Here is a 17,808-nt window from a genome sequence, read left to right as displayed (position 1 = left end):
ATGTTTAAACTAATCTGATAAATACGAGCATACATAAAATTTACGTTTACGCCAACGTAAATCTAAAATCAACTTTCTAATTAGTGTAAAAACTGAAAAGCAAGCTTGCTAAAAATGTATTACAACCTCCTGAAATGGCTTATAACGTTTATAAACACTCAACTTCTAGTGTAAATCCGCATTTATTTTGTACGTCTAAAGTATAACAACCAGATCGCACTTTACCTTTACGTAAACTTCACTTATATTGGTGATATTCGAATGAGGTAAACATTACAATGAAATCAGATAATCAAACAAACTTTGCAAATTCAGCCAATGAGCCGGCTAAGAACGAACAGACTTTTAGTATCAGCGAATTAGCGAAAGAATTTGATATTACCACGCGCTCTATTCGCTTTTACGAAGACCAAGGGCTTATATCACCAGAGCGCAACGGCCAAACTCGTATTTACTCAAAGCGCGATAAAGTACGCCTTAAGTTAATACTTCGTGGTAAACGTTTAGGGTTTACCTTGGCTGAAACCGGTCGTTTGTTTGAACTTTATGATGCAGACAAATCAAGCGCTAAACAGTTAGTTACTATGCTTGACCTCATCAGCGAAAAAAAGGCCGACCTATCTCAACAAATGGACGACATTAAAGTTGTACTAATGGAGTTGGTTACCGCAGAACGTCGTTGTCGCGACACGCTTAGCAAAATAGATGAATAAAATATAATAAACGTCATCAAACACACAGGAATGAATCATGAGCACTATTTCACTATATAAAGAAATGAATTTTGGTCTTGGCGAAACAGCGGACATGATCCGCAGTCATGTTAATAGCTTCGCAAGTCAAGAAATTGCCCCACTAGCTGAAAAAACAGACCTTGATAATGCGTTTCCCAATCAACTTTGGCCGCAAATGGGTGAAATGGGCGTTTTAGGCATGACCGTCGATGAAGAATTTGGTGGTGCGGGTTTAGGTTATTTAGAGCACGTTATTGCCATGGAAGAAATTAGCCGTGCAAGTGCCTCTATTGGCTTAAGCTATGGTGCGCATTCAAACCTGTGTGTTAATCAAATAAACCGTAATGGATCACAAGCACAAAAAGAAAAATACTTACCTAAACTAATTAGCGGTGAACACATTGGTGCCTTGGCCATGAGTGAGCCTAATGCAGGCTCTGATGTTGTATCAATGAAACTTAAAGCCGAGAAAAAAGGCGATAAGTACATTTTAAACGGCAATAAAATGTGGATCACCAATGGCCCTGACGCTGATACTCTGGTTATTTACGCAAAAACAGATTTAAATGCCGGTGCGAAAGGTATTACCGCCTTTATTGTTGAGAAAACATTCCCAGGGTTTTCTACCGCACAAAAACTCGACAAACTCGGTATGCGCGGATCAAACACCTGTGAACTGGTCTTTGATAACTGCGAAGTACCCGAAGAAAACATTTTAGGTAACTTAAACGAAGGCGTTAAGGTACTTATGAGCGGCCTTGATTACGAGCGAGTTGTTTTAGCTGCAGGCCCGTTAGGAATTATGCAAGCATGTATGGACATTGTGGTGCCTTACATTCATGAGCGTAAGCAGTTTGACAGCCCGATTGGTCAATTTCAGTTAATTCAAGGCAAAATTGCCGATATGTATACACAAATGAATGCAGCCCGCTCTTATGTGTACACAGTAGCAAAAGCTTGTGATCGCGGCGAAACCACCCGTAAAGACGCAGCTGGCGCAATTTTATACGCTGCAGAGCTTGCAACTAAAATGGCCCTTGATGCAATCCAAATTTTAGGCGGCAATGGCTACATAAACGAATACGCAACAGGTCGCTTACTGCGTGATGCGAAATTATACGAAATTGGCGCAGGCACTTCAGAAATACGCCGCATGTTGATTGGCCGTGAATTATTTACTGAAAGCCGTTAAGGATTAATTTATGACGATTTTAAAATCGAGCGTTAATCCCCACGATCCTAGTTTTGTGCAAAACCACAAAAATATGTCGGCGCTGGTGGATGATTTACGCGATAAAGTTGCCAATATTAGCTTAGGTGGTGGCGCTGCACTTAAAGAGCGCCATGAAAGCAGAGGAAAGCTGTTTGTTCGTGACCGTATCAGTACTTTATTAGATGAAGGCTCACCCTTTTTAGAAATATCGCAATTTGCTGCATTTGGTGTGTATGAACAAGAGATACCTTGTGCCGGTGTGGTTGCAGGTATTGGTCGCGTGAAAGGCGTTGAATGTATGGTGATTGCAAACGACGCGACAGTTAAAGGTGGCACCTATTTCCCGCTTACTGTTAAAAAGCATTTACGCGCACAAGATATTGCTGAGCGTTGCCACTTACCGTGTATTTACTTAGTTGATTCTGGCGGTGCCAACCTGCCAGAGCAAGACGATGTATTTCCAGACAAACTGCACTTTGGGCGTATTTTTTACAATCAAGCACGTATGTCGGGTAAAGGCATTCCTCAAATTGCAGTGGTTATGGGCTTATGTACCGCAGGCGGTGCTTATGTGCCCGCTATGGCCGATGAAAGTATTATTGTAAAAGAGCAAGGCACTATATTTTTAGCAGGCCCACCACTGGTAAAAGCGGCAACCGGTGAAGAAGTCACCGCAGAAGAGCTTGGCGGCGCCGATGTTCATTGTAAAACATCGGGTGTGGCCGATCATTACGCAGAAAATGATGCGCATGCATTATCAATTGCACGCCAATGTATAGAGCGAATTAATTACACACGCCCTACCGCCCCATTATTAGCTGACGTAAAAGCTCCACGATACGATATTAACGAGCTTTACGGCATTGTTGGTACTGATCTTAAAAAGCCATTTGATGTGCGTGAAGTAATAGCCCGCACTGTAGATGACTCGTCTTTTGATGAATTTAAACGTTACTTTGGCGAAACACTGGTGACAGGCTTTGCCAGCATTTATGGCAACCCTGTGGGCATAGTGGCTAACAACGGTATTTTATTTAGTGAGTCAGCGCAAAAAGGCGCGCACTTTATTCAGCTGTGTGCCCAGCGCAATATTCCATTGGTATTTTTACAAAACATTACTGGCTTTATGGTCGGTAAAAAATACGAAGCCGAAGGCATTGCTAAACATGGCGCTAAAATGGTGATGGCGGTGTCGTGTGCTGATGTTCCAAAATTCACCGTGCTTATTGGCGGCTCTTATGGCGCCGGCAATTATGGTATGTGTGGCCGTGCATTTGAACCGACCATGATGTGGATGTGGCCAAATGCCCGTATTTCAGTCATGGGTGGTGAGCAAGCTGCCGGTGTTATGGCACAAGTTAAACAAGATGGATTAGCCCGTAAAGGCGAAAGCATGAGCGAGCAAGAAGTTAGCGATTTTAAAAAGCCAATTATTAGTCAATACGAACAACAAGGTCATCCTTATTATGCCAGTGCCCGCTTATGGGACGATGGCATTATAGACCCTGTCGATACACGTAATGTGTTGGGGCTTGCATTAACTGCAGCTAAAAATGCACCACAGCGTGAGTCTAAGTTTGGCGTATTTAGAATGTAACCGGAGCGCACAATGTCAGTAACACTACAAATAACAAAATCTAATGTGGCTGTACTCGTTTTAAGCCGCCCAGAAAAACGTAATGCGTTTAATAGCGACGTTATCCATGAGCTTATTCAATGTATTGAACATGCTAATACGCTCGATATTCGTGCCTTAGTACTCAAAACCGAAGGTAAACATTTTTCAGCCGGTGCCGACTTAGCCTGGATGAAATCGATGGCAGATAATAACTATAACGATAACCTAGCTGATTCAATGCAACTGGCTAAACTTATGCAAGTATTAGCACAGAGCCCGCATCCTACAATTTGTGCGGTACAAGGTGCCGCCTTTGGTGGGGCATTAGGCTTAATTGCCTGCTGTGATATTGCGCTTAGTAAAGACGATGCACAATTTTGTTTAAGTGAAGTTAAACTTGGGCTAATACCTGCCGTGATCAGCCCTTATGTGATTAAGGCCATTGGTGAGCGTGCTGCACGCAGATATTTTTTAACTGCAGAAGTGTTTGATGCCCACACAGCAAAGCAACTGGGTTTAGTGCATCAAATTACTGGGAACTTAGAAACAGCCCTCGATAATTTGCTGCAAACCTTGATTGATAACGGCCCTATTGCCGTTAAAGCCGCAAAAGCACTTATTAACGATGTTGCCAATAAAGAGATAAACGAGGAGCTAATTGCACTGACTGCAGAGCGTATAGCTAAAATTCGTGTATCAACTGAAGGCCAAGAAGGACTGAGCGCCTTTTTTGATAAACGCCCTCCCCAATGGCAACTCTAGGACGCATTATGAACACAGTACAATTACAAAAAATTCTGATTGCTAACCGTGGCGAAATTGCCTGTCGTATTATGCGCACCGCAAAGCAAATGGGCTTAACCACGGTTGCGGTGTATTCAGATGCAGATAAAAACGCGCAACATGCAAAAATGGCCGACGAAGCCTACCATATTGGTGCCGCCCCAAGTAAAGATTCATACCTAGTCGCAGATAAAATTTTGCAGGTTGCTAAAACCAGTGGCGCTGATTGCATTCATCCAGGCTACGGCTTTTTATCAGAAAACAGTGAATTTGCTAAAGCCTGTGAAGCAAATAACATTGCTTTTATTGGCCCACCAGCAACGAGTATTGAAGCAATGGGTTCAAAAACCCGTGCTAAAGAAATAATGGCCGCGGCAAACGTTCCTTTAGTACCTGGTTACTATGGTGATAAACAAGACCCTGTTTTTTTGCAATCTGAGGCTGAAAAAATTGGTTACCCTGTTCTTATCAAAGCGGCCTTTGGCGGTGGCGGTAAAGGGATGCGAGTGGTAGAAAAGCCGAAAGACTTTATAGCTGCACTTGAAGGCGCTCAACGTGAAGCCATTGCCGGTTTTGGTAACGATTTAGTGCTATTAGAGCGCTACGTTAATCAACCTCGCCATGTTGAAGTACAAGTATTTGCAGATAATCACGGTAACTGTGTTTATTTGGGTGATCGTGACTGTTCGTTGCAACGCCGACACCAAAAGGTGATTGAAGAAGCCCCTGCTCCAGGTTTATCTGACGCGCTGCGTAAAGAAATGGGCGAAGCGGCTGTTCGCTGTGCATTAGCCATTAATTACCGTGGTGCGGGTACTGTTGAGTTTTTACTTTGCGGTAATGAATTTTTCTTTATGGAAATGAACACTCGCCTGCAAGTAGAGCACCCAGTGACCGAAATGGTAACCGGCGTTGATTTAGTGAACTGGCAAATTAATATAGCGGGCGGGCAAACACTGCCGTTAAAGCAATCTGATATTCAACTGCAAGGCCATAGCTTTGAAGCGCGTATTTACGCCGAAGACCCTGCAAATGACTTTATTCCGTGCTCAGGCACCATTGAAGCGCTACATGTCCCCGTTAATAGTGAATTTGTTCGCATAGATACCGGGATTGCCCAAGGTGATGAAATAAGCCCCTACTACGACCCAATGATTGCAAAGTTAATTGTTCATGATGATAATCGCGAACAAGCGCTTTCTCGTTTGCAACAGGCGCTTGAGCAATTTCATTTAGCAGGCTTTAGTACAAATATTGGCTTTTTACATAACTTAGCTTGCCACGCAAGTTTTAAACAAGGCGCGCCAAGTACACACTTTATTGCTGAGCAAGGTGATTCACTCGCTGCAGTTGATGAGTCATTATTGCTATCAAGCCAGCTTATTGCCGCTTTTGCCTATTTAGAGTCGTTAAACACGCGCCAAGCACAAAACAATAGTGCCAGCCCTTGGCAACAACTGAGTGGGTTTACTTTAAATGCACCGCAGGCAATTAAAATCCCATTTGTAGATTTACCGCTAAGCGCTATCAAAACTGCGCAGGGTTACAATGTGACACACAGTACGGGCGTATACAGTGTTCAAGGGACGTTAAATTATGGTGAGTGCTGCGTATTTATTAACGGTGAAAAGCACAGTGCGCATGTCAACATAACTGATAATGAAATTACTGTAATGAATAAAGCACTGCAAACTAAGTTTGAATGTGTTGATAAACATTATATTAGTTCACACGAAAATGACGCGCTGCCGCTCGCTGCGCCACTCAATGGCACGGTAGTAAAACATTTAATTGAATTAGGTAGCACTATCACCAAAGGTGATGCCGTTGTTATTATTGAAGCCATGAAAATGGAATATACACTTAATGCACCGCATGACGGCATATTACAGAGTTACTGCTTTGGTGAAGGTGAACTAGTTTCACACGGCGCACTGTTAGCCATTGTTGAAGATACGACTGTACAGGAAGGTGCTTAATGAGTGCCTTTGCAAACAAAGTTCGTATTGTTGAAGTGGGTGCACGTGATGGTTTACAAAATGAAAAAACCGTCAGCACTGAAGATAAAGTAACACTTATTAATGCCCTCGCCGCCGCGGGATTAAAAGACATAGAAGCTGGTGCGTTCGTATCCCCAAAATGGGTGCCACAAATGGCAGACTCAAGCGAAGTGATCAGTGCCCTTGATCTTCCAGAGATTAATTTAAGTGCCTTAACGCCAAATTTAAAAGGCGCACAAGCTGCGCATGCTGTTGGTATTAAAGAATTTGCTATATTTACGGCGGCCAGCGAAGCGTTTTGTCAAAAAAATATAAATTGTTCAATAGCGCAAAGTATTGATCGTTTTAGCGAGGTAATGACTTTTGCTAAAGCGAATAATATACGCGTTCGAGGCTATGTAAGCTGTGTTTTAGGCTGCCCTTATGAGGGAGACGTTGACCCTCAGGTTGTTTTAAACGTGGCACAAAAGTTATTAGCACTTGGCTGCTATGAAGTGAGCCTTGGCGATACTATTGGTGTCGGCACCGCAGGTAAAGTGACTGAGCTGCTTACATTGCTGCTCAAGCATATTGATAAAAGTAAGCTTGCAGTACATTTTCATGATACCTATGGACAGGCGCTCACAAATATTTACGCTGCCTTAAGCCTAGGTATTTCAACGGTTGACGCTGCCGTTGCTGGCCTTGGTGGCTGCCCTTACGCTAAGGGTGCGTCAGGAAATGTTGCCACCGAAGATGTTGTTTACTTACTGCAAGGGCTTGGCATTGAACATGGAATTGATTTAAAAAGGCTTGCACAAGCAGGTTGGCAAATTACTAATGCGCTTAATAAACAGCCTGTTAGTAAAGTTTCAGTGGCATTACACACACAATAATTGCAATAGCATAGAATGAGGAGTCACTCATGGCCGGTTTTGATAAAGTAGTTTCGAGTTACGAAGCTGCAATGGAAGGTTTAAAAGACGGCGATACTATCATCGCTGGTGGTTTTGGTTTATGCGGTATTCCCGAGGGATTAATAGCCCAAATTAAAAAAATGCAAACCAAAGAGTTAACGGTCGTATCGAACAATTGCGGCGTTGATGACTTTGGTTTAGGACTTTTATTACAAGACAAACAAATTAAAAAAGTGGTTGCCTCTTATGTGGGCGAAAATGCTCTTTTTGAGCAACAACTACTGAATGGCGAAATTGATGTAGAGCTAACACCGCAAGGGACTCTAGCAGAAAAAATGCGTGCTGGTGGTGCCGGTATTCCTGCTTTTTATACCGCCACGGGTTACGGTACGCCAGTAGCTGAGGGTAAAGAAGTAAAAGAATTTAATGGTCGCCCTTATATTTTAGAAGAGTCAATCACGGGTGAATTTGCCATTGTAAAAGCATGGAAAGCAGACCGTTACGGTAATTTAGTATTTCGCCATACCGCAATGAACTTTAACCCAATGGCCGCAACCGCAGGTAAAATTACCGTTGCCGAAGTGGAAGAGATTGTTGAACCCGGTGAGCTAGAGCCAAGTCAAATTCATACCCCTGGCATTTTTGTAAATCGCGTGATCAAGGGCAACTTTGAAAAACGCATTGAACGTGTTACCACACGAGATTAAGCAGGAGCACTTAAAATGGCATTATCACGTGAACAAGTCGCAATGCGCGTCGCTCAAGAGCTACAAGATGGGTACTATGTTAATTTAGGCATAGGTATTCCGACACTCGTCGCAAACTATGTACCCGATGGCATAGAAGTTATGCTACAGTCCGAAAATGGCCTATTAGGTATGGGTGAATACCCAACCAAAGACACTGTAGATGCAGATATGATCAACGCGGGTAAAGAAACCGTGACGGCAGCTACCGGTGCAGCTATATTTAATAGTGCAGATAGTTTTGCCATGATACGGGGTGGTCATGTAGACTTAACGGTTCTGGGCGCATTTGAGGTAGACCAAAACGGGTCTATAGCCTCATGGATGATCCCTAAAAAATTAATAAAAGGCATGGGCGGAGCAATGGATTTAGTTGCTGGTGCAAAAAACATTATTGTTACTATGACCCATGCCAGTAAACACGGCGATTCTAAATTATTAGAAAGCTGTACGTTACCGCTGACGGGCGTTAACTGTGTTAAAAAAATAGTAACCGATTTAGCCGTATTAGAAGTTAAAGACGGCGCATTTCATTTGCTAGAACGCGCACCAGGCGTATCAGTTGATGAAATTATTAGTAAAACGGCAGGTAAATTGCTTGTTGACGGTGATATTCCTGAGATGGTGTTTTAAACTACTCACAATTTCACCCTGTACCGACCTCATTCCCAGTGCCAATGGCGCTGAGTTACCCAAAATCCCTCGCAAGAGGGATTTTTTTTGCCTTTATTTTAGTTTTTGCACTATAGTGAGAATTTAACGCACCACTTAGGTGAATTCGCCCTAATAAAAAAATTAAATAACTGATATAGTTAACTTTTATTTTTGGTTTAATAATTGCCTGTAATAAGGTGATTGAAATAACTTTATATTGGATACCATGCAAACACCTATTCGCGGCCTTCGCTCTTTTTGTTTTGCCGCAAAAAGCTTAAGTTTTAAACATGCCGCCAAAGAGCTGTATTTAACGCCATCGGCTGTCAGCCATCAAATAAAGCAGCTAGAAGAGCAGCTGGGCATTGATTTATTTCAAAGGCAAACCCGTTCCATAAGCTTAACGCCAGCTGGAAAAAACTTTTTTGAAGCGATTTACCCCATTATAAATATGCTGGAAAGCACCATTACCGAATTTAGTCAGTTACAACAAAATGTAAATTTAACCATTACCCTGCCCGAGTTTTTTGCCAGTGAATTGCTAATGCCAAAACTGAGTGAGTGGACGAGTGAGCATCCTAATATTAATTTACACATGGACACCCTTAAAACGCGCAAAGAGCTGACTCGCCAAAGTGATTTATCAATCATTTTATCTTCAAGTAAACCGCTTGATGGGCTGGCTACTGAGTTATTTAATTTAGAATATATTCCAGCGTGTAATAAAAAGCTGCTCGATCAGTGGCAAAACGATCATTGCCAGGCGCTCAATCAAGTGCCGCTTATTGTTCATAAAGCACGGCCTTGGGCATGGCATCAATGGGCTGAAAAAGTCGGTATTGATGACTTTTCCCCTGCACAAATTATTCAAATAGATAGTATGTTTGGCGTTGCACGCGCTGCACAGCAAGGTATGGGCATCGCACTTATTCCTTTACCAATAAGTCAAAGCTGGCTGGATGAGCAATGGCTTTACAAACTGTTTGAGCAACCACTAACAACAAAAGACAAATATTATTTAGTTCAGCATGGCTCAAGTACCGCTAATCACCCTCTCGATTTGTTTGCAAAATGGGTGATTAACACCTTTAGGCAAACTAAATAGCACATTCAATTAAGCGCTCCTTGTTGAGCGCTTTTTAGCTAATTTTAAAGTGTGCAACTTTTATTTTTAAAATCCCCCTACCGAAAAACAAAAAAGCGCTTATTTATCAGCGCTTTATTTATTGAAAAAATCTAAAACCCCATAAGTTAGTTTTTTTCACTTATTAGTTTTGTTTTTATCGCTTGTCGAAATTGAGTAAAAGCTCTAAAGTTAACTCAACCAAACGGCAACACGCTAAAAAATATAAAACGTGTTACCAAAATCAGATTTCATTAGTTTGTAACAACGAGCTAGTAAAAAAGAATCTTTATTGTGTGTGAAGATGTTGTCAGTGTAAAAAACAGCTCAAGTTCGGTGGTGACTTAGCTTGAGTTGTTTTTATTTTTACCCTTACACCCGCCAATAAACTTAAGAATCTTTATTGTGTGTGAAGATGTTGTCAGTGTAAAAAACAACTCAAGTCCGGTGGTGACTGAGCTTGGGTTGTTTTTATTTTCATTCTCATCAACAACAATAAGCCAGAGTTAGTTTTGTACTAATACAACCCCCCGAATCTTTATTGTGTGTGTGAAGATGTTGTCAATTGAAATGCAGCGACCGTTAAGTATCTACTTAATCATCGCTGCTTTTTTTTTGCTTAAAATTTACTGTTTTCTGGCTACAAATTCTAAAACAGTCGCATTAATACAATATCTATCTTGCCCTCTAGGCCCCTCACCCGGAAATAAATGCCCTAAGTGAATACCGGTACTTTTAGACTTAAGCTCAATGCGCTGCATTCCCCAGCTATTATCTTCATGTTGGGTTACACTGTCTTTTATTGGGTGGGTAAATGAAAGCCAACCGGTGCCTGAGTTAAATCTATCGCGGGTATCAAATAATGGCTCACCGCTTAGTTTATCAATAAAGATGCCATCGGGTGTGTTTTTAAAAATATCATATTCTTTGCAGTAAGGGCTGTCGGTTTTAGCATTAAAAGCCACCTTATAAGCTTCACTGTTGCCAAGCTTAAACGCACCTAATGCTTTATAAAATTGCTCTGGGTTCATGTAGCCTTGGCGAGAATAGACCTCAACCCCATTTTCTAAAAATAATATGGTAGGTGTAGCCCATGTCGCCGATTTAATCGTTAACCCATCAAGCTGATCAGCATGGCGGAAAGTCATTGGAATTGTGCCTTTATAATCATTGGCAACGGCCGCTTTAAACTTTTCGCAGTAAGGGCAATAACTTTGCGAGTCTAAAATAACAATCTGTTTGCCATTTAATAATGCAGTATTATCTAACTTCGGTTTATCACTTTGAGTAAATACAACGCCGGTTGAATGATCAGGGCAATAGCCGTTTGGATTTTTTTCAAGGTAATTTTGATGATACTCTTCAGCCGAATAAAAGCGCTCAAGTGGCTTTATTTGCGTCACTATTTTTCCATAATCGGCTTTACTTAATAATTGCTGATACTCACTCGTGACCGCTTTTGCGATGCTCGCTTGCTGATCGGTAGTGGTTAAAATAATAGAGCGATATTGCGTGCCTACATCATTACCTTGACGATTCTTTTGCGTTGGATCGTGGCTCTCATAGTAATTTTGCAACAACTCTCTTGCTGAAATAATATTACTATTAAAGGTAACCTGCACCACTTCGGCGTAATTATCTTCATCAAAGCGACGGGATAACTTAGTGATATTTCTATAGGTTGCCTTAAACCCCCGGCCATCGGCGTAACCCGATTCAGCGTCTAACACACCATTAAGTGCTTCGTAGCGTTTTTCTGCCCCCCAAAAACAGCCTGAACCCAGCACTATTTTTTCAACATGCATGGTTGCATCTAAATCAGTTGGTTTGATTATTTCATCTGACGATATAGCACTCATTGCACTTAGTAAGCCCACAATGGCAAACGCCGATAGTATTACCCGCTTAAACATACGATGACCTCTTAGTTTTAGTTACCTTTGAGCAGACCTGTAAACTCAACAATAAATTTCACACGCAATAAAACTTTACGAAGACGGGAATTTAATCGATCCGAGTTTGTCTATTAATATCGTAATAGCACAACGACTGTGATAGCTTAAATACAAACAATATTAATAAGTTATCTGTATGAGCACTTTGCCAAGTATAAAAATATTAACAAATTCTAGTCTGCTTTTTGATGTTTCTCACTACAGCGAACAACACATACTTGCGACGCAAAAAAAACTCTGGGCGCTGTCACAGTATTGTAAAAACACCAATGAGTTTATAGATTTAGTCCCCGGAATGAACTCATTAACCTTGTATTTAAAATCAGCCAGTAATTTACATCAATGGCAAAACACCTTAACCAAACTATGGGATGAGGTTGATGATTACGCCTTTGAAAGTCAGCATCATAAAATAGACACCTATTACCAAGGTGAGGATTTAAACTATGTGGCTAATTATCACAAGCTAACAATAGATGAGGTAATTAATTTACACAGTAAAGAAATTTACCATGTGTTGTTTTTAGGTTTTATGCCCGGTTTTCCTTATTTACATGGGCTCAATTCTCAACTGTTTACCCCAAGGCGTGATAACCCACGAGTCAGTGTTCCTAAAGGCGCGATTGCGATTGGGGCAGACCAAACAGGCATTTATCCTGAAAACTCACCTGGTGGCTGGCATATTATTGCTCATACTGATGCCTGTTTATTTGATGCAACCGCCTCAAACCCTTGTTTATTTAAACCCGGTGACACCCTTGAATTTGTGCCTGTTAAAAGGAGTAAACAATGATTAAAGTAATCAAACCCGGTATACAGCTTACAATCCAAGATTTAGGCCGTGTGGGTTTTCGTCATTTAGGGGTTAGCCGCTCGGGTAGCTTAGACGCCTATGCGCACATTATTGCCAATCGCTTAGTAAATAATCACGATAACGATGCCGTACTTGAACTCACCGTTGGGTTATGTGAATTGCAATTTGAGTGCGATACCGTCATTGCTCTGCATGGAGCCGACTTAAACGCTAAACTTGACGCTCAAGCCGTTTACCCCGGGTGGAGTTATCCGGTAAAAGCAAAACAAACACTTAAATTTGATACAGGACGCGGTGGCTCCAGAGCTTACATTGCCGTAAAAGGTGGAATTGAATGCCCTGAAGTTATGGGTTCTAAATCAACCGACTTAGGGGCAGCCATTGGTGGTTTTAATGGCCGAGCATTACAAAGCGACGATATTATAAAAATAACCCCATATACTCAGCCTTGGCTATGCAATAAAGGTGCATTAACACCGCCTAAACGAAAAGTTATTCGGCTATATCAAGGCCCACATCATGAACTACTTACACCTGAGTGTATAAACGCTTACTGTACCACCTCATTTACTATTAACCCGAATAGTAATCGAATGGGAGTACGCTTAGATCATAATAATAGCCAAATAATGCAACACTCGCTCTCACTGCACTCACTCGCGGTAGCACCGGGAAGCGTGCAACTCCCACCTGATGGCAACCCAATTGTGCTGTTAAATGATGCACAAACAACGGGGGGCTACCCATTGATAGGCCATGTAATAGAGGCGGATTTACATCAGTTTGCTCAGTTTAGAACCGCCGATTCTATTACTTTTGAGTTTGTAACGCTTGAACAAGCAACCGCGGCAAAAAGTAAACTCGATGCGCATCTATCTCAGCTTAAACTGAGTTTAAATCGCTATTGGGCTAATTAACATAGTACGATAACGCTGTTTTCTTAATGATTATATTTGCACCCACTTGGTGCAAATATAAATTTACATCAGCATGAAACGCTAAACCCTGCCGGTTTTAAATCAAAAATTGTACAATCCGTTGCTATCATACTATTAACCTCACCATATTGGTGCACCAGCAACATGTTTGGTGCATAAATTATTCTTATTAATTTAAAAAAGCCGTGTGACTTAGTTATTTATTTCTGATAAAACAAGGTTAGTCTTTAGCAAACTCGCTATCGTAGGCACTTAATAGGAATGAGGAAAAATTATGTGTTCAATTTTTGGTGTACTCGATATTAAATCGGATCCCAGCCAGTTACGCACTCAGGCAATCGAAATGTCTAAACTGTTACGTCATCGTGGGCCAGATTGGTCTGGTGTGTATTCATCTGATAAAGCAATTTTAGTGCATGAGCGCTTAGCCATTGTTGGCGTATCAAGCGGTGCTCAACCCCTTTACAACCCAGAAAAAACCCATATTTTAGCGGTTAATGGCGAAATTTATAACCACAAAGAGCTGGCCGCTAACTTAGAGATCGACTTTGATTTTCAAACCCAGTCAGATTGTGAAGTGATTTTAGCCCTGTATAAACAAAAAGGGCCGGCATTTTTAGATGACTTAAATGGTATTTTTGCTTTTTGTTTATATGATGAAGAGCAAGACGCATACTTAATTGGTCGCGATCACATTGGTATTATTCCACTGTACACAGGTCACGATGAGCACGGTAACTTTTATGTAGCGTCAGAGCTCAAAGCGCTCTCACCTATTTGTAAGCACATTGAAGAGTTTCCGCCGGGGCATTACCTTTACAGCAAAGACGGCAAATTAACCCCTTACTATCAACGTGATTGGCAACGCTTCGACGCTGTTAAAAACAACGATGCCAAAGCAGAAGATGTAAAAGATGCATTGGAAGCGGCGGTTAAGCGCCAGCTTATGTGTGACGTACCCTATGGCGTATTGCTATCGGGTGGCTTAGATTCATCGGTTATTTCCGCTATTACCCAGCGCTTTGCTGCAAAACGTATTGAAGATAACGATGAAAGTGATGCTTGGTGGCCTAAACTGCATTCCTTTTCGGTGGGTTTAGAAGGCTCCCCCGATTTAGCCGCAGCGCAAAAAGTAGCTGATATGATTGGAACAATTCACCACCCTATTATCTTTACTATTCAACAAGGTATTGATGCACTCAAAGAAGTGATTTACCACATTGAAACTTACGATGTAACCACCATTCGTGCATCAACCCCAATGTACTTAATGGCCCGTCAAATTAAAGCCATGGGTATAAAAATGGTGCTCTCAGGTGAAGGTGCAGATGAATTATTTGGCGGTTATTTATATTTTCATAAAGCACCAAATGCACAAGAGTTTCATGAAGAGCTGAACCGTAAAGTTTCAAAGCTCCATATGTTTGACTGTTTACGTGCCAATAAATCAATGGCGGCTTGGGGTGTGGAAGCACGCGTACCATTTTTAGATAAAGAGTTTGTTGATGTGGCAATGCGCATTAACCCTGAAGCTAAAATGTGTAAAGACGGCAAAATTGAAAAACACATTTTACGTGCAGGCTTTGACGGCTACCTCCCAGATGAAGTGTTATGGCGTCAAAAAGAGCAATTCTCTGATGGCGTTGGCTACAGCTGGATAGATACCTTAAAAGAATTTGTTAATGAGCAAGTAACGGATCAAGAATTGGCGAATGCCAAATTTAAATACCCAATTAACACGCCAGACTCTAAAGAAGCGTATTTTTACCGCAGTATTTTTGAGTCGCACTTCCCAGGCGATGCCTCGGCTAAGTGTGTACCACATGGAAAATCAGTTGCGTGTTCAACCCCAGAAGCACTTGCATGGGATGCATCATTTCAAAATAATGCCGATCCATCAGGGCGCGCTGCGGGCGTTCATAACGAAGCGTACAAATAAAAATTTAACCATCCTAAGTTGCAGTGTTAAAGCTGCAGCTTTTTTTGGTGTCTTTGTGCGTAATTTTCTTAAAATGCTTATTGCACTGAGAGAAGTGAATGAGAAGAAAATGAGAAAGTAAAAGCCATTCTGCCTCATCATTTTTGTTTAATTATGTGGCTTTGTTACTTCTCTAAAAGCGCAGCGTCTCTTTACCCTCTTTGTGAGTTAAGCTGTTAAGACTCAAAATAAATGAGAAAGCAAATTAGTTTAAACTGCAAAATAAGTATGCCACCTTTTTATAAAAACTACTTTAACATCGCTATTTTCATTGCTGATTCTATTAACCTCCCCTTGGCTAAAAATCCAAAGCTATAAAAATGTAATTAAAAAGTCATAAAAAAGCCCATTTAACAAATTACTCTTAGTTTTAAAAATCAGAGTACGCTTTTAGCGTATCCAATTAAGTGATTTATCTGTTTATACGCCCTATTAATATGAATATTCATTAACTTAGCTTTTGCATTCATTGCTATTTACGACTATAAAATAAAGTGCTAACGCGTTAGTTTTCATTTTCTTAGCGACCAGACATGTACAATAAAAAGACAAAGTCAGCTCAAAATTTTAGCAAAGTGTTAATTCTTTCGTATTTAATATTTAACTCCCCTAGCAGTAAAGGTATGATGGGCAATTAAATTAGTTAGTCTTCTAATTATTCGTGTTGTTAGCTTTGGCAAAGAATCTAATAAGACGAATACAGTGAACTATAAAAAACTGGCATTAAGCCAGCCTGTTTCATTAACCAATGAGGTATTGCATGAGCGAGAATCATGACAAGTACAGTATTGACAATACGGACTACACCGTAGGTCAAGACAACGTGCAAAAATGGGGGTTTGATATACATAACCCTGTATTCGGAATAAGTGCAGGGTTAATAGCGCTGTTTTTAATTGCCGTATTAGTATCTGATGCCGAAGTAGCTAAAACGACGCTAGATGGTATTAAAACCGATATTATTAATAATTTTGACGGCCTGTTTATGTGGGCTGCTAACTTCTTTGTTATTTTTTGTTTAGTTTTAATTTTTTCGCCTTACGGCAATATCCGTTTAGGCGGCGACGATGCTAAACCATCTCACTCTCGTATTTCTTGGCTGGCAATGTTATTTGCAGCAGGTATGGGTATTGGCTTAATGTTTTGGGGAGTTGCTGAACCGGTGGCTTATTACACCGGCTGGTATGAAACACCGCTTAATGTGGCTGCCAACACCCCAGAAGCAGCAAAGCTTGCAATGGGCGCAACTATGTTCCACTGGGGTCTTCATCCTTGGGCCATTTATGCGGTTGTCGCGCTTTCTTTAGCGTTTTTCACATACAATAAAGGCTTACCGCTTTCTATACGCTCAATTTTTTACCCTATTTTAGGTGATAAAGCATGGGGCTGGCCGGGGCATATAATCGATATTTTAGCTGTGCTTGCGACCTTATTTGGTTTGGCAACGTCTTTAGGATTAGGTGCTCAACAAGCTTCAGCGGGTATTAACCACGTATTTGGCCTTGAAGGTGGCGTAGGTTCACAAATTCTGGTTATTACAGGGGTGACGTTATTAGCCATTGTCTCAGTTATTCGAGGCATTGATGGTGGCGTTAAGCTACTAAGTAACGTCAATATGCTTATTGCTTTAGTGCTACTGGTATTTGTATGTTTAGTTGGTTTTGCTGTATCTATGGGTAATATACCAAACACGGTAATGGGCTATGTAGAAAACATTATTCCGTTAAGTAACCCACATGGTCGTGAAGATGAAACATGGATGCATGGTTGGACAGTATTTTATTGGGCTTGGTGGATTTCGTGGTCACCGTTTGTAGGTATGTTTATTGCCCGTGTTTCACGTGGTCGTACAATTCGTGAGTTTTTAACCGCTGTACTACTTATTCCTACAGCAGTCACTATCTTATGGATGTCTATTTATGGCGGCATCGCAATTGACCAAGTAGTTAATGGAATTGGTGCCCTAGGAACTGACGGTTTAACAAGTGTGCCTATGGCGATGTTCCAAATGCTTGATGAAATGCCAATGGCGAACGTTTTATCTTTCATTGCTATTGTTTTAGTACTGGTATTCTTTATTACTTCTTCTGATTCAGGGTCACTTGTAATCGATTCAATCACAGCAGGTGGTAAGATTGATGCGCCGGTACCACAGCGTATTTTTTGGGCGTCTGTTGAGGGTGCTATCGCTGCTGCATTACTTTGGATTGGTGGCACTCAAGCGATTGAAGCACTGCAAGCGGGGGCTATATCAACCGGTCTGCCATTTACCATTGTATTGTTATTGATGTGTGTAAGCTTAATTTTAGGTTTACGAACTGAGCCTCGCCCAGTTAAATAACACAACACATTCCAT

General features: G+C 41.2%; 14 protein-coding genes. 13 read left to right on the top strand and 1 reads right to left on the bottom strand.

Going from position 1 to position 17,808, the window contains the following annotated elements; translation table 11 throughout:
* Positions 1 to 278: 278 nt before the first annotated feature.
* The 9 genes from KK487_RS07670 to KK487_RS07630 all read left to right on the top strand — a co-directional run bounded on the left by KK487_RS07670 (position 279) and on the right by KK487_RS07630 (position 9,749).
* Complete coding sequence (locus tag KK487_RS07670) at positions 279 to 713, top strand: MerR family transcriptional regulator (protein ID WP_008114692.1); 435 nt, start codon at positions 279 to 281, stop codon at positions 711 to 713.
* A gap of 37 nt (positions 714 to 750) precedes the next feature.
* Entirely contained in the window at positions 751 to 1,926 is a 1,176-nt protein-coding gene (locus tag KK487_RS07665; RefSeq protein ID WP_013464901.1) for an isovaleryl-CoA dehydrogenase, read from the top strand.
* A 10-nt stretch (positions 1,927 to 1,936) separates the two neighbouring features.
* Entirely contained in the window at positions 1,937 to 3,544 is a 1,608-nt protein-coding gene (locus KK487_RS07660) for a carboxyl transferase domain-containing protein (protein ID WP_033103471.1), read from the top strand.
* 12 nt (positions 3,545 to 3,556) lie between these two features.
* Positions 3,557 to 4,327, top strand: a complete 771-nt coding sequence (locus KK487_RS07655; RefSeq protein ID WP_016899945.1) for an enoyl-CoA hydratase/isomerase family protein — start codon at positions 3,557 to 3,559, stop codon at positions 4,325 to 4,327.
* A gap of 8 nt (positions 4,328 to 4,335) precedes the next feature.
* Positions 4,336 to 6,327, top strand: a complete 1,992-nt coding sequence (locus KK487_RS07650; protein WP_215522118.1) for an acetyl/propionyl/methylcrotonyl-CoA carboxylase subunit alpha — start codon at positions 4,336 to 4,338, stop codon at positions 6,325 to 6,327.
* Positions 6,327 to 7,223 (top strand): hydroxymethylglutaryl-CoA lyase, encoded by an 897-nt coding sequence (locus KK487_RS07645; RefSeq protein ID WP_013464897.1) that lies wholly within the window; start codon positions 6,327 to 6,329, stop codon positions 7,221 to 7,223. The genes KK487_RS07650 and KK487_RS07645 overlap by 1 nt, the downstream gene beginning before the upstream one ends.
* Before the next feature lie 29 nt (positions 7,224 to 7,252).
* The gene (locus KK487_RS07640) at positions 7,253 to 7,951 is read left to right on the top strand and encodes a CoA transferase subunit A (RefSeq protein ID WP_013464896.1); all 699 of its coding nucleotides are present in this window, start codon (positions 7,253 to 7,255) and stop codon (positions 7,949 to 7,951) included.
* A gap of 15 nt (positions 7,952 to 7,966) precedes the next feature.
* Positions 7,967 to 8,623, top strand: a complete 657-nt coding sequence (locus tag KK487_RS07635; RefSeq protein ID WP_013464895.1) for a 3-oxoacid CoA-transferase subunit B — start codon at positions 7,967 to 7,969, stop codon at positions 8,621 to 8,623.
* A gap of 247 nt (positions 8,624 to 8,870) precedes the next feature.
* Positions 8,871 to 9,749 carry a LysR family transcriptional regulator gene (locus tag KK487_RS07630; protein WP_013464894.1) on the top strand — a complete coding sequence of 293 codons (879 nt, stop codon included), beginning with the start codon at positions 8,871 to 8,873 and terminating at the stop codon, positions 9,747 to 9,749.
* A 644-nt stretch (positions 9,750 to 10,393) separates the two neighbouring features.
* Here the strand turns inward: KK487_RS07630 and msrA are convergent.
* Complete coding sequence (gene msrA, locus KK487_RS07625; protein ID WP_215522117.1) at positions 10,394 to 11,680, bottom strand: peptide-methionine (S)-S-oxide reductase MsrA; 1,287 nt, start codon at positions 11,678 to 11,680, stop codon at positions 10,394 to 10,396.
* 178 nt (positions 11,681 to 11,858) lie between these two features.
* On the opposite strand from msrA, the gene pxpB reads away from it, so the two are divergent.
* The 4 genes from pxpB to KK487_RS07605 all read left to right on the top strand — a co-directional run bounded on the left by pxpB (position 11,859) and on the right by KK487_RS07605 (position 17,793).
* Positions 11,859 to 12,515 (top strand): 5-oxoprolinase subunit PxpB, encoded by a 657-nt coding sequence (gene pxpB, locus KK487_RS07620; RefSeq protein WP_215522116.1) that lies wholly within the window; start codon positions 11,859 to 11,861, stop codon positions 12,513 to 12,515.
* Positions 12,512 to 13,453 (top strand): 5-oxoprolinase subunit C family protein, encoded by a 942-nt coding sequence (locus tag KK487_RS07615; RefSeq protein WP_036956462.1) that lies wholly within the window; start codon positions 12,512 to 12,514, stop codon positions 13,451 to 13,453. The genes pxpB and KK487_RS07615 overlap by 4 nt, the downstream gene beginning before the upstream one ends.
* Before the next feature lie 295 nt (positions 13,454 to 13,748).
* A complete protein-coding gene (asnB, locus tag KK487_RS07610; protein WP_036956461.1) occupies positions 13,749 to 15,413 on the top strand; it encodes an asparagine synthase B in 1,665 nt (554 codons plus the stop codon).
* Positions 15,414 to 16,212: 799 nt separating this feature from the next.
* A complete protein-coding gene (locus KK487_RS07605; protein WP_013464887.1) occupies positions 16,213 to 17,793 on the top strand; it encodes a BCCT family transporter in 1,581 nt (526 codons plus the stop codon).
* Positions 17,794 to 17,808 lie beyond the last annotated feature (15 nt).

It is taken from the genome of Pseudoalteromonas sp. SiA1, assembly GCF_018732205.1.
Lineage (GTDB): Bacteria > Pseudomonadota > Gammaproteobacteria > Enterobacterales > Alteromonadaceae > Pseudoalteromonas > Pseudoalteromonas tetraodonis.
This window is presented reverse-complemented; position numbering and strand designations above follow the sequence as displayed.